Origin of the sequence: Paraglaciecola sp. 20A4, from assembly GCF_011378905.1 — a bacterium.
Classification (GTDB): domain Bacteria; phylum Pseudomonadota; class Gammaproteobacteria; order Enterobacterales; family Alteromonadaceae; genus Paraglaciecola.
Genome location: NZ_WTPY01000040.1, coordinates 24,953 through 38,925, shown reverse-complemented (window position 1 = coordinate 38,925; position 13,973 = coordinate 24,953). Strand labels below are relative to the sequence as shown.

The following is a 13,973-nucleotide window of genomic DNA, read 5'->3' as shown; positions in this document are numbered from 1 at the left end:
CGCCAGCCAAGTTAATGGCTGAACACATGGTAGCAATAGCTGCTTAGCTGTTATGCACTTCAAAGTTGAATCTGCCAAACTCTGACTCAGTTGGCAAAAGAGGTTCTGACCGAACGGCCTGGTATCACTTTGTACTCATTATCTCTCGAATTGGCTAATTTACACGGGCTAACAAGAACGAGTAAAAAACAGATAGATTATATCCGTCAAATCGTTGAAAAATTTGCTGGTTTAAAAGAGACAGATGGATATTCACCAACACTGTGGATCTCACCAAGCGATATAATAGATTTGATCGAATGGCGCGGTGTTGAAGTGTTTGGTTATGAGAGAAAATGGAGCGAGTTAGCCTATGAAGAAGCTATTGGCTTGGCGCAATTTGCACTGAGTAAAAATTCAACGGCTCCAGTAGATGTTATGTGCGAAGAACTAAGGTTGAAGAGGCGTCATGAGTCTACGCTCGCACAATTTAATGAATGGATAGATAAATTACATCGGCGAGAAGAACTTAGTATTTAAGCTTTGTTGTGAATTAGTAATGTACGATAGAAAGAAGAGCACCCTAAGGTGCTCTAGAAATATCTGATTTAATCAGAAATTCGCCGTTTGGCGATGTCACATAAAAGTCCAAATAAATATATAGCTGTGATAATTAACCAACCCTGTATACCTAAGAATGGGTATGAAGGATGAGGCTCGAACTCGGTGATAAGTTGTATTATGAAAACAGCGAACAAAATATCACCGATTATTAAACACCAATTCGTAATACTTACTAAGATCACCTTTACACACTGTTGATTTGAGCTCATTTTTTCTCCTATTTAATGTTAATGGTCCTCGGCTTAAATTAGGGACAGGTAGGGAGAAATTAGGCGATTTTAGGTGTTCATTTAATTAACGTTGAGATAGAGAAATTTCAGGAAACAAGTTATTATGCGCCGCATATTGAAAGTCGTTCTTTTGGGGCGTCTCTGAGATGCTAACTAGATATTTAATGTAGCGTTTAACGAAGTTGATGCGCGGCTTAATCATTTTTTCTTTTGTCCCTCAGATAAGTCTGGGGTCAAATAGGGGACAAAACTTTAGCTATAATGAGTAATATTGAGTGATGAAAACAATGATTCAACCGCTACAATCCGCGAAATATCACACATTAGCACTGATTATTAGTAAAGCCTCATTTGGTTTCAAAATGCCGTTTTAAGGCATTGATTGACTTGTGCTGTTCGTGATCCGATCAAGGTTGTATAAATGAAACTTAGTCCTCTTATTTTAGAACTGATTAACGCGTTTAAAATATTGCCCGGCGTAGGTCCTAAAAGCGCTCAACGTATGGCGTTTCATTTATTGGAGCGAAATAGAGCGGGGGCTATGCAGTTAAGCCAAGTGCTACATAATGCGATGGAGCACGTAGGACATTGTAAGCAATGTCGTACTTTTACTGAAAGTGAGTTGTGTGAGATTTGCGCGCATCCAACGCGCAGTGCTGCTGGCACTTTGTGTATAGTTGAGTCTCCACAAGACGTTGTAGCAATTGAACAAACCGCTGAGTTCAAAGGGCTTTATTTTGTTTTAATGGGGCATTTATCGCCTATTGATGGCATCGGGCCGAGCGAAATTGGTTTAGACGAGCTTGCTGATTTACTTGATGTTAAAGAATTAACTGAAGTCATATTGGCGACCAACCCAACGGTAGAAGGTGAAGCGACAGCACATTACATTGGGCAAATGTGTAGTGCTCGAGATATTCAAGCGACTCGTCTAGCCCACGGAATGCCTGTAGGTGGTGAGCTAGAGTATGTTGATGGTAATACCCTTACCCATGCGTTTGTCGGTCGCAGAAGCCTGTCCTAGTTCTCAAAACCCACGCTTTACGTCACGGCTTAACGCTTAGGCCGTGAAATATCTGATTAATAGTTACAATTTTTTCGCGTTATGTATTGAAATGTATGCAAGCGACCTTATCTCCTTACTCACAAACAGAAACCACTAACCTTAGGAGATACTTGTCCATGGCTGACGTTGCCCATCAAGAAACTCATGGCTTTCAAACAGAAGTAAAACAGTTACTTCAGTTGATGATCCATTCACTTTATTCAAATAAAGAAATATTTCTTCGTGAACTTATTTCTAATGCTGCTGATGCAGCCGACAAACTGCGTTTCAAAGCATTGTCGAATGACAGCTTGTACGAAGGGGACGGTGATTTATGCGTTAAGTTAAGCATAGACAAAGAAGCTGGCTCTATAACAATTGCTGACAATGGTATCGGTATGGACCGCGCCAGTGTCATTGAACATTTAGGTACGATTGCAAAATCTGGTACCTCTGAATTTTTTAATAACCTATCAGGCGATCAAGCGAAAGATTCTCAGCTTATCGGCCAATTTGGGGTTGGTTTTTATTCGGCATTTATTGTTGCTGAAAAAGTTGTTGTGCGTTCACGTGCAGCTGGTGACGACGCAAGCAAAGGCGTTGAATGGACATCTGAAGGTGAAGGTGAATTCACCGTTGCTGATATCGAGAAAGCTGAACGTGGCACTGAAATTACCTTGTTCTTGCGTGATGATGAGAAAGAATTCGCTGATGATTGGCGTTTACGCTCGATCGTAAGCAAATACTCTGACCATATAAGCATTCCGGTCATGATGTATAAAGAAGAGGTGCCTGAAAGCGAAGGTCCAGACGGTGAGAAAACGCCCGCTGAACCAGGTAAATGGGAAGCGGTAAACAAAGCAACTGCCCTTTGGACGCGTGATAAGTCTGAAGTGACGGACGAAGAATACAAAGAATTTTACAAGCATATATCTCATGACTTTAGTGATCCGCTTGTTTGGTCTCATAATAAAGTTGAAGGTAAAACTGAATACAATAGCTTGTTATATATTCCGGCTAAAGCGCCGTTTGATATGTGGAATCGCGATCAGAAGCACGGCTTAAAACTTTACGTTCAGCGTGTTTTCATTATGGATGACGCTGAGCAGTTTATGCCGACATATTTGCGCTTCGTTAAAGGCTTGCTGGATTCGAACGATCTACCATTAAACGTATCCCGTGAAATATTGCAAGACAACAAAGTCACTCAAGCTATTCGCCAGGGTTGTACTAAGCGTGTATTGCAGATGCTTGAGCGTGTGGCAAAAAATGACAGCGAAAAATATCAAGGTTTTTGGACTGAATTTGGCAACGTCTTAAAAGAAGGCCCTGCTGAAGATACCGCTAACAAAGAGAAAATAGCTGGCTTATTGCGTTTTGCATCGACAGAAGGTGATAGTGACGCCCAAACCACTTCCTTGGCTGATTACGTGAGCCGAATGAAAGAGGGTCAGGACAAAATTTACTATATCACTGCTGATAGTTACAAAGCGGCCAAGTCTAGCCCTCATCTAGAAATCTTCCGTAAAAAAGGCATTGAAGTATTGCTGATGTCCGACCGCGTGGACGAGTGGCTAATGTCCCACTTAACGGAGTTTGATGAAAAATCATTTCAGTCAGTGACTCACGGTGAACTGGACTTGGGTGAATTAGACGACGAAGACAGCAAAAAAGCCCAAGAAGACGCCGAGAAAAAGGTCGAAGGGTTAACTGAGCGTGTTAAAAATGTGCTGGGGGATAAAGTAGCTGAGGTTAAGTTCACTCACAGATTGACTGACTCTCCAGCATGTATCGTAGCAGACGGTAATGGCATGACAACACAGATGATTAAATTGATGCAAGCTGCAGGTCAACCAGTACCTGAGGCTCAGTATCATTTTGAATTAAACCCAGAGCACGATTTGGTGAAAATGCTTGCTGAAGTTCAAGACGAAGAACGCTTTGGTCAGTGGTCAGAAGTCTTGTTTGACCAAGCTGCGTTGTCAGAACAAGGTAGTTTAAAAGATCCAGCAGCCTTTGTGCACAATTTAAACACCTTACTAATGAATTTGGCTAAATAGCGCTAAACTATTCAATATAACGGTAAAAAATGGGCTTTTGAGCCCATTTTTTGTGTATATTACGTATTAATACAAGTTTACAGCTGCAGCCTAAGACATCCGTCTTATATGGCTTGTAACTAAAAGGCCGAATGTGTAAAGTTCGGCACAGATTTTTTAACTTTAAACTAAAGGCGAGGGGAAAGAATATGCGTATTATTCTTCTTGGTGCACCTGGCGCTGGCAAAGGCACTCAAGCTCAATATTTAATGGGTAAATACGGCATTCCGCAGATTTCAACCGGCGATATGCTCAGAGCAGCGATTAAAGCTGGCACCGAGTTAGGTAACGCCGCAAAGCGCGTTATGGATGAAGGAAAACTGGTTTCTGATGAGTTAATCATTGGTTTGGTAAAAGAACGCATTACGCAAGATGATTGTAAAGGTGGTTTCTTACTGGATGGTTTTCCACGCACTATCCCTCAAGCTGATGCGATGAAAGAAGCCGCTATCAATGTCGATCATGTGATTGAGTTTGATGTTCCGGATGAAGTGATTGTGGAACGCATGGCAGGACGTCGCGTTCACCCAGCTTCGGGCCGCGTCTATCATTTACAATACAATCCGCCTAAGAATGACGGAAAGGACGATGAAACAGGTGAAGATTTGGTCATCCGCGCGGATGATCAAGAAGACACCGTTCGTCATCGTTTAAGTGTTTACCATGAGCAAACTAAGCCTCTCGTCGATTATTATCAATTAGAGTCCACCGCAGGTCATTGTCAATATCACAAAATTGACGGCACCAAAGCGGTTGAAGTAGTAAGCGAGCAGTTGTCGTCTTTACTTGGCTAATTTTCGGTATTTAATTGAATAATGAATAACCCACTGAAAAGTGGGTTTTTTTATGTCTATAATTAGCTTTCACAGCTAGCACAACACAGGAACAAAAATACAATGTTACATACACCTATTACCGCTTTTTACGGTGGGCTATTAGGGATTACATTCATGTATCTCTCGATTTTAGTGATAAGAGGTCGTCGTTCACAAAAAATCAGCTTAGGACATGGTGAGAACCCGCATTTTCTAGGCATCATTCGTGCACACGGTAATTTTGCTGAATATGTGCCTCTAATATTGATTTTAATGTTGGTTGCCGAGGTCAATATGGCTCATGAAGCCGTTCTACATGCCACTGGAGCTGCATTAGTAGTGGGGCGTATCGTTCACGCCTACGGTTTAAAACATCACACTGGAGCTAGCTGGCAGCGCGTTTCTGGTATGTTATTGACGTTTGCAGCGCTTATCGGTCTGTCAGTGCAGAACATTCTGTCTTTGTATTAATATACACCTAAATAGTTAACATTTTGCGAATGGATAACGACTTTCCCTGTTACAAATACAAACTAATACGGTGCTTCTCAGGCGCCGTTTTGTTTTTTGCAGACCCTACTCATTATAAAAAAAGCTATTCGTTTATTTCTAGTAAATAATTGCGTGTATCTTATATAGATTCAAAATGTTGATTTATAAATATATTTCTACCATTTTCATTCTACTATATTCGACTAATCTAACCTTATATATTGTTAATTTTAATTAACATATTGATTACATAATTTAATGTGTCTATTATAGATACTCCTTAGTGAGTATAGAGAAGGCACATGAAACAAAAAGTAATCCGCTTAACAAGACTGTCTCTTTGCATTGCTGGTGTATTAAACGCCCTGCCAATGTACGCCCAAGAAAGCAGCAGTATCGAAAATGTAGAAGTCATCAGTGTTAAAGGAATACGTCAAAGTATTACCGCTGCACTGGCTGTAAAACAGGATGCCTCAGTTATTTCTGATGCCATTTCAGCTGAAGATATAGGTAAACTTCCTGATGAAAACGTGGCTGAGACATTACAGCGGATTACCGGGATTCAAATCCAACGGCGAAACGGCGAAGGGTCTCGTGTTGCTGTTAGAGGGCTAGTACAAAACCGTATAGAGTTAGATGGTGTTAGTCTGGTTAATCCTATTGGCCGCTCGTATTCAGGTTTCGACGAAACTGTATTTCCTGTTTTGCAGTTTGTCCCTGCCGAGTTGTTATCAGGTGTCGAAGTATATAAATCAGCTTCAGCAGACCAAGTCAGTGGCTCACTAGGTGGTACAGTGAATTTAACACTGCTTAAGCCCCTATCTGTTGGAGATAAGACCTCGATATCATTGCAAGGCTCTTATGATGATCGCACGGATGCCGTCGATCCGCGTTACGGAATAACCTGGTCAAAAGAACTCATTGAAGGTGAATTGGGTGTTTTGGTGAGTTTAAGTGAGTCTGCTCGCAGTGTGGGAGAAGAGTTGTTTTTTACTCGCACTGGCTGGTCTGGCGATAGCCTTTCAGCTCCTGGAGACTTGCGCCTACAGACCTTAGATGAAGATCGGGACCGAACTGGAGCTTTGTTTAATGTTCAGTGGCGACCTACATCTGAAACCGAAATCTACTTAAATACCTTTTATGCATCTTATGATATTGAGCGAGATAGAAGCTGGTTCTCAAGTGCCGATAGTGGAGGTTCTGATCTTACTAATTACTTAGATACGCCAATGGTGTCGAACAATGACACTATCTTGGCTGGCACGTTTATATCTCAAGTCCAAGGAAATGGTGAAGCACTTGAAAATAACTCAGAGACTACAAGCATCGCACTTGGGTTTAATCACACGATTGATAATTGGTTGTTCGAAGGCAAAGTGAGTCATGGCAGTGCAGAGCAAGATGATTATCAAGACTTCGCGCGAGTGCGGCAAAATGGAGTGACATTCTTCAGAGATTTCGGAAAAGACTTACCTGTTCTTAATGTCACTGATGGCTTTGATGCAAATGATCCGAGCTTGTACGACAGCGCAAGTGGACTCATCGGCTTTAGTCAGGTTGTAAATTATGAGAATGACGAAACCACCGCAACGTTCGATACGACTTATTATTTGGAAAGTAACTTTTTTACCAGCATTGAAGCTGGTATTCGTTGGGCAGATCAAAAAGCGTCTCGGTATCAAGAAAGGGCGGGTAATGCCATAAACGGAGGAGGGGTTTGGATTGTACCTACTCTGGGAGGGCTGGAAAGTACAGTTGACCAGAACCTCTACCGTTCTGTCTCGCTATCTGATGTATATGATGGAAAAGCATCTAACGTTGAGCGATTTATAGCCGCAGCTCCTGGCGGTTTGGGCAGTACTAAAGCGTTACTGAATTATGTTCAACAAAACGCAGGTACTCAAGGTTCAGGCGTCTTTTTTGCTCAGCCTGATGGTACCTACTCAACCGCTGAAGAAATGACTTCGTTGTACATCAAAGCTAATTTTGAGACGCAGTTGTCAGATTTCCCCGTTTCAGGTGGATTTGGGGCACGCTGGGTTGATACTTCTCAAGAGAGTCACTTTTTCTTCATAGATAATACGGGTGCAACCGCCGATACATTTAATCGCGACTACAGCAACTTCTTGCCAAGCGCGAATATCAAAATTGAATTAGACAGTGATTTGATATTGCGCGCCGCCTACTCAAAGGTTATCGCTCAACCAGATAGTTCTGCATTGGCGGGGGGCGTGTCTTTGGATGTGCTCGCAGGGGCTGCCAGAGGAGGCAACCCCAATTTAGACGTTGCTGAAGCTGACGCTTATGACTTATCTCTTGAATGGTATATCAGCGAGTTCAGTGCATTAACTGGTGCTATTTTCCGTAAGGAGGTAAGCGGGTTCTTATCACCTAACACAGAAAGAAAAGCCCTTGAAGGTGCGGTGAATGCCAATGTCGGAAGCCCAGATTTTGGCACGAATAATTTCCTCGTTACCTCTACTGTTGCCGGTGGTGACTCAACGATTAACGGTGTGGAATTAGCATATCAAACGGTGTGGGAGAGCGGGTTAGGTGTTCAATCCAACTACACATACATTGATAGTGATGGCGTTTCAACCAGTGGTGATGATTCATCGTTACCCCTTGAAGGGCTATCAGAAAATAGCGTTAATCTAGTGGCGTTCTATGAAAAATATGGCTACTCGGTACGTTTTGCTTACAACTGGCGTGATAGTTATCTGGTTTCCAGAAATTTCAATGGCTCTCAATTGTTTGAAGAATCACGGGGACAACTTGATTTCTCTGCAAGTTACGACATTAACGAAAGTTGGCGAGTCTCGTTCGATGCAATCAACTTAAATGACGAACGAGTAGATCAATACTCCAATTTCGAGGAGAGAAAGTTTCGCGTAGAAAATACGGGTCGCCGATTCTTTGCTGGTGTTAGGGCTACCTTCTAGCTCAACCGAATCGAATTGATTAGGTCGTTTATCAAACAGATTGTGCTCAGCAATAGCGAGTGAAATGGTCGCTATTGCTCACGTACTAAGTGTTCGTCAGTAAATTAGGGGAAGTCTATTGGGCATTTTAGATATCACTGTTGCGGGTGTGTTCACTTTACTCATCGTATTATTAGGGTTGCAATTTAAAAGTGGCCAGGGTGACAGCAAGACGTTTTTTGCTGGTGGAGGCCAAGTTCCCTGGTGGATAAGTGGCCTGTCACTGTTTATGAGTTTCTTTTCCGTGGGTACATTTGTGGTTTGGGGGGCCATCGCCTATAGCGACGGTCTTGTGTCGGTGAGCATTCAGATGACCATGGCAATATCAGGATTTATTATTGCATTATTCATCGCGCCGGCTTGGAACCGTCAACGTGTTTTAACCGCAGCTCAATTCATTACTCGTCGCGTAGGTCTGCCGACGCAAAAGTTTTACTCCGCAACGTTTCTAGTAATGAATCTGTTTACTGCGGGTGCGTTCTTGTATCCGGTTGGAAAGATAATAGAAGTTACCACAGGGATTAACCTGAATCTGGCGATCGTGCTGCTTGGTGCTTTTATCATATTATATACATCTGTTGGCGGGCTGTGGGCAGTACTTACAACAGATGTATTGCAATTCATCGTTCTCACGGCTGCTGTATTACTGATCATTCCATTATCAATCGATGCAGCAGGAGGCCTAAATAGCTTTGTAGACTCTGTTCCAGATGATTTTTTTAATCTCGCGAATGATAAATACAGTACAGGGTTTTTAGTGGCCTTTTTGATATACAACACACTTTTTATTGGAGGAAACTGGGCTTACGTGCAGCGATATACGAGCGTACCTAATGCACAAGACGCAAAGAAGGTGGGTTGGCTGTTTGGTTGCTTATATCTTGTAGCACCGATCATCTGGATGTTACCACCGATGTTATATCGCTCGATTGAGCCGGGACTTATAGCACCTGATACCGAAAATGCCTATTTGTTGATGAGCCAACAGGTGTTACCCACAGGTTTACTTGGGCTGGTAATCGGTGCCATGGTATTTGCAACGGCAAGCTCAGTGAATACGACAATCAACATTGCCGCCGGAGTGTTTACTAACGATGTTTACCCAAACCTCGTTAAGTCACAACGGCTTAAACCTATGGTGGTTGCGCGTTTGTCCTCGGCGACGTTTGGCATTTTAGCAATACTTGTCGCTATGTCTGTGCAATCAATGGGAGGGATCGTCAACGTTGTACTTAGTGTTGCCGCGCTAACAGGAGCGCCACTCTACTTACCGCCTTTGTGGGCGTTGTTCTCTAAATATCAAACTGGTTTTAGCCTTGTGACCGTGACCATTTCAAGTTTAGTTATCAACCTTTCATTGAAATTCCTACTCGGACCTCTATTCGATATGGAGTTAAGTACTGCTGAAGAGATGATCTGCGGTGTCTTTATCCCTGGCGCTTTTTTGTTGGTATTCGAATGCACATATCGTCTCAAAACGCCGCTATGTATATTGAATAGTGTCAACCCAGCACGCCCTGAGATTACTGATGAGCGTTTTATTGAAAGTGCTACATCCGAGAATACACACGCGTTACGCGTTATTTCGGTCGGTATTTTATCTATCGGCTCCATTATTCTTTGCTTAGGGTTTCTGACCGAAGGTGGGCGTTTTGAAACATTAACTGTCGGCTTAATCGTTTTCCTCGTCGGTGTCTTCGTATCACGAAAAGTGCGTACAGCGTCTTTCTCGTCACAGCAACAAAATTAAAGGAAATATCATGTATAAATCTCAATTTATCTCTGCTGGCCGAGAGAGTCACAATGTCGAGTACCACGTTGACGTTGCTATTACGGGCGGCGGGCTAGCCGGTGTGTGTGCTGCCTTGTCGGCAGCGCGAAATGGTTTGAAGGTATGTTTAATACAGGACCGTCCGGTATTAGGTGGTAATGCATCAAGCGAGGTGCGTTTATGGTCGCTTGGGGCTACATCCCATATGGGAAACAACAACAGATATTCTCGTGAAGGCGGGATTATTGATGAGATTATGCTCGAAAACCTCTATCGTAATCCTGAAGGTAATACTCTTATTCTTGATACTGTGCTGTTAGAGAAAGTAACAGTTGAAGAAAACATCACGTTATTGCTAAACACTGCTGTTTACGACGTCGATAAGGTGGACGACGAAACCATCAGCAGTGTGACGGCATATTGTTCGCAAAACTCCACACAGTATGTGGTCAAAGCTGATTATTTTTGTGACGGCTCTGGAGATGGCGTAGTGGCCTTTATGGCGGGAGCACCGTTTCGAATCGGTGCTGAGGCGCATGATGAATTCAGTGAAAAGATGGCGCCAGCTCAGGAAGAGTCTGAGCTGTTAGGTCATTCGATCTACTTTTACAGCAAAGATGTTGGTCAGCCCACCAAGTTCATTCCGCCTAGTTTTGCTTCGATTGACAAAATGACGCTCGACAGAGTGAAGCGGATTAAGCCCTCTGATATTGGGCCTCGTTTATGGTGGTTAGAATTTGGCGGTAATTTAGACACGATTTATCAGTCAGAAGATATAAAGTTTGAGCTCTGGAAAGTCGTTTATGGGGTCTGGGACTATATAAAAAATAGCGGGAAGTTTGAAGGTGTTGAGAACTTAACGTTGGAGTGGGTAGGGACTATTCCTGGTAAACGTGAAAGTCGACGTTTCGAGGGAGAAACAATGCTCGTTCAGCAAGATCTCGTCGAGCAGCGTTCTCATGACGATGCGATTTCATACGGAGGTTGGGCGATTGATCATCATCCCGGTGATGGTGTTTACAGCGATCGCCCCCCCTGTCAGCAATATCATACCAAGGGGGTTTATACGATCCCGTTGCGTAGCTTTGTTCCACAAAAGATGAAAAATTTGTTTGTCTTGGGGCGTCTTATAAGCGCGTCGCACATAGCCTTTGGCTCTACTAGAGTAATGTGTACGTGTGCCCATGGTGGGCAAGCCATTGGACGTGCTATCGCTTTGTGCAAAGATAATAACATTGGCATTCGTGAACTATTCGAACGCGATAATATAAATGCTTTGCAACAGTCATTGCTAATTGATGGGCACTTTATCCCTAGCCTCAAAATATCACCAGCACACAATAAGCTATCAGGCTCGACCATTACTGCTTCATCTACGTTATTGCTTAGTAGTCTACCTGCCAGCGATATTTGGAAGCGCCTTACTGTTTCTGGTGCGCAGATGTTACCGTTATGTGCGAATACTAAGTATCAATTCACTACAAAAGTAAGAGCAACAAAAGCCACAGTGTTAACGATGCAGTTGCGGACGAGCGACCGATTAGCGAACTACACGCCTAATGTGATAATTCACGAACAACAATTTACGCTAACACAAGGGATCCAAGCATTAGAATTTTCATGCCCAGTTTCCCTCTCGGAAGATCAATACGCATTTTTATGCTTTATGCAAAATGGTAATGTAGACGTGATGCAGTCGGATAAACGTGTTACAGGCGTAATGAGCGTATTTAATGGTGAGAACAAAGCTGTCTCCAATACCGGGTTCCAAGGTGTTGAAGGAGATATTGGTATTGACGAGTTTGAGTTTTGGATCCCTGAAAGGCGGCCTGCAGGTCACAATTTTGCTATGGATATCAAGCCAGCTTTAAATTGTTACAGTCCGCAAAATACAGTAAACGGTATCACGCGTCCCTACTTGGCGCCGAATGCATGGGTTGCCCAATGGGGCGCGTCAGAAGCGAAGCTTCACTTTAAATTATCAGAAGCTCAGTTTCTCAATCAACTGACACTGCATTTTGATACTGATTTTGACCATGCTTTGGAATCATCGCTGATGGGACACCACGAAAACACTATGCCCTTTTGTATCGCAGACTACCGTATTTTAGATGGCAACAATAATGAAATGGCTTGTCGTCAAAGTAACTATCAGTCGGTCAATAAAATAGTGTTTGATAAGCCCTTCAAAACCGACACTCTGATCATTGTTTTCAAACAAAATGTGGGGCATGTGCCTATCTCAATTTTCGAAATTATCGCCCAATAGTCGATTAATTAAAGGAGTCATAATGAAATATTTTACTTCACCGAAATGCACGCAACAACGTAGGTTCTGCGTTTTTGGATCCGTCCTTGCGCTGAGTTTTTCGCTTTTGACCTCAGCACAAAGTCAAGCATCATCCGAAGCTAGTGAAACTCAAAAAGCTAACGGCAAACCAAATGTTATCTGGGTGGTTATGGAAGATGTCTCACCAGACCTAGCCTTCAATGGCAATGTAGCCATTAAAACACCAAACTTAGATGCACTAGCAGCTAGCGGTACGATTTTTACTAACACCTTTTCTACGTCGCCGGTATGTTCACCATCGCGTTCTGCATTTTTTACTGGCATGTACCAGACGTCGATCGGAGCGCATCATCATAGAAGCCACACTGATGATAATTTCCAGCTGCCCAGTCATGTGAAAATGGTGACCGAGTTTATGCGTGATGCAGGATATTTTACGCTATTAATGGGGCCGAAACAGAAAACTGACTTTAACTTTTCTCCTCGGGTATCAGCGTTTGACGCAACTGATGGTGAAGAAGAAACTGTCAGTGGTAGCTACCACCATGGTGATCCAAATATGAGTTTGTTGACCAAACCAGCTTGGCTAGAATACAAAAAATATCATACTGATAAGCCTTTTTTTGCCGAGATAAATTACTCAGAAGCTCATCGACAGTTTGTAAAAGACCACAAGAACCCAGTGGATCGCAGTTTGGTCAATATTCCATCTTATTACCCAGATCACCCTGTCACTCGTGAGGTATGGTCACAGTATTTAGAAACAGTGCAGCAGCTCGATTATCGGATTGGTCACCTAATTGAAGAGCTAAAAGCACAAGATGCCTTAGATAATACTGTTATCTTTATCTTCGGTGATCATGGTCGCGCTATGTTGAGAGCCAAGCAGTGGTTATATGACTCAGGTACTAAAGTGCCAATGGTAGTCGTGGGTTTACCTAACGTTGCTGCGGGTGAAGATGACCGGTTGGTAAGTTTGATTGATGTGCTACCTACGACGCTTGGGTTAGCTGGTATTCCTATCCCTCAATACATTGAGGGTAGAAATATGCTTGCCCCAAAAGGAGAATCCCGCCAATACGTCTTTGCTCAACGAGACAGGTTAGGCGCTACGGATGATAGGATACGTGCGATACGCAGCAAACAATATAAATACATATTAAATTATTATCCTAATTTACCGTACACCAATTTTTCAGCATATAAGAAGTTACAGTATCCGACCTTAACCCTTATGGAAGTGATGCACGCAAATCATCAACTTAGTCCGCTGCAAGATAAATGGTTCAATGATACTCGGCCGGCTCAAGAGCTATATGACGTTGTTAATGATCCTGAAGAAACCATTAATCTCGCGTATGACGCCAAATTTAAGTCTGTGGTAGCGAAAATGCATCAAGAGTTGATGAATTGGCAGCAAACTACCTCTGATCAAGGTCAATATATAGAAGATCCTCGTATTGCGGAGCGTCTCGATAAATCAGAAAAAATACGGTTTGAGAAAGAAATGCAGTCTAGGGGGCTTTCTAGTTCAACGTCAAATGAGGCGTATTTAGCGTGGTGGAAAAAAGAGCTAGGGTTAGCCGAATAGAAGTGTAAATGCAGAAGTTTTGCCCTAGTAAGTTATGGGAAGCTACTTTATGATCA

Annotated in this window: 9 protein-coding genes; all 9 read left to right on the top strand. The window is 42.8% G+C overall.

Annotated elements, in window-relative coordinates; all coding sequences use genetic code 11:
* The first annotated feature begins 129 nt into the window (after positions 1 to 129).
* Entirely contained in the window at positions 130 to 519 is a 390-nt protein-coding gene (locus tag GQS54_RS21275) for a hypothetical protein (protein ID WP_166425932.1), read from the top strand.
* Between the two features lie 735 nt (positions 520 to 1,254).
* Positions 1,255 to 1,857 carry a recombination mediator RecR gene (gene recR / locus GQS54_RS21270; RefSeq protein WP_166425931.1) on the top strand — a complete coding sequence of 201 codons (603 nt, stop codon included), beginning with the start codon at positions 1,255 to 1,257 and terminating at the stop codon, positions 1,855 to 1,857.
* Positions 1,858 to 2,015: 158 nt separating this feature from the next.
* Positions 2,016 to 3,938, top strand: coding sequence for a molecular chaperone HtpG (gene htpG / locus GQS54_RS21265; protein ID WP_166425930.1), 1,923 nt, complete (start codon positions 2,016 to 2,018; stop codon positions 3,936 to 3,938).
* Positions 3,939 to 4,126: 188 nt separating this feature from the next.
* Positions 4,127 to 4,771, top strand: coding sequence for an adenylate kinase (gene adk, locus GQS54_RS21260; RefSeq protein WP_166425929.1), 645 nt, complete (start codon positions 4,127 to 4,129; stop codon positions 4,769 to 4,771).
* Positions 4,772 to 4,873: 102 nt separating this feature from the next.
* Positions 4,874 to 5,263 carry an MAPEG family protein gene (locus GQS54_RS21255; RefSeq protein WP_166425928.1) on the top strand — a complete coding sequence of 130 codons (390 nt, stop codon included), beginning with the start codon at positions 4,874 to 4,876 and terminating at the stop codon, positions 5,261 to 5,263.
* A gap of 323 nt (positions 5,264 to 5,586) precedes the next feature.
* Positions 5,587 to 8,226, top strand: coding sequence for a TonB-dependent receptor (locus GQS54_RS21250; RefSeq protein WP_166425927.1), 2,640 nt, complete (start codon positions 5,587 to 5,589; stop codon positions 8,224 to 8,226).
* 118 nt (positions 8,227 to 8,344) lie between these two features.
* Positions 8,345 to 10,015: a sodium:solute symporter family protein gene (locus GQS54_RS21245; protein ID WP_166425926.1), complete on the top strand. Its 1,671-nt coding sequence runs from the start codon at positions 8,345 to 8,347 to the stop codon at positions 10,013 to 10,015.
* Between the two features lie 10 nt (positions 10,016 to 10,025).
* Positions 10,026 to 12,305, top strand: a complete 2,280-nt coding sequence (locus GQS54_RS21240; protein WP_166425925.1) for an FAD-dependent oxidoreductase — start codon at positions 10,026 to 10,028, stop codon at positions 12,303 to 12,305.
* Between the two features lie 22 nt (positions 12,306 to 12,327).
* Positions 12,328 to 13,917 (top strand): sulfatase, encoded by a 1,590-nt coding sequence (locus GQS54_RS21235; RefSeq protein ID WP_166425924.1) that lies wholly within the window; start codon positions 12,328 to 12,330, stop codon positions 13,915 to 13,917.
* Positions 13,918 to 13,973 lie beyond the last annotated feature (56 nt).

Bases quoted from the DNA above. Each gene is read 5' to 3' on its own strand.
- GQS54_RS21255 (WP_166425928.1), top strand. From the start codon at position 4,874: ATGTTACATACACCTATTACCGCTTTTTACGGTGGGCTATTAGGGATT.
- htpG (WP_166425930.1), top strand. From the start codon at position 2,016: ATGGCTGACGTTGCCCATCAAGAAACTCATGGCTTTCAAACAGAAGTA.
- GQS54_RS21240 (WP_166425925.1), top strand. From the start codon at position 10,026: ATGTATAAATCTCAATTTATCTCTGCTGGCCGAGAGAGTCACAATGTC.
- GQS54_RS21235 (WP_166425924.1), top strand. From the start codon at position 12,328: ATGAAATATTTTACTTCACCGAAATGCACGCAACAACGTAGGTTCTGC.
- adk (WP_166425929.1), top strand. From the start codon at position 4,127: ATGCGTATTATTCTTCTTGGTGCACCTGGCGCTGGCAAAGGCACTCAA.
- recR (WP_166425931.1), top strand. From the start codon at position 1,255: ATGAAACTTAGTCCTCTTATTTTAGAACTGATTAACGCGTTTAAAATA.
- GQS54_RS21250 (WP_166425927.1), top strand. From the start codon at position 5,587: ATGAAACAAAAAGTAATCCGCTTAACAAGACTGTCTCTTTGCATTGCT.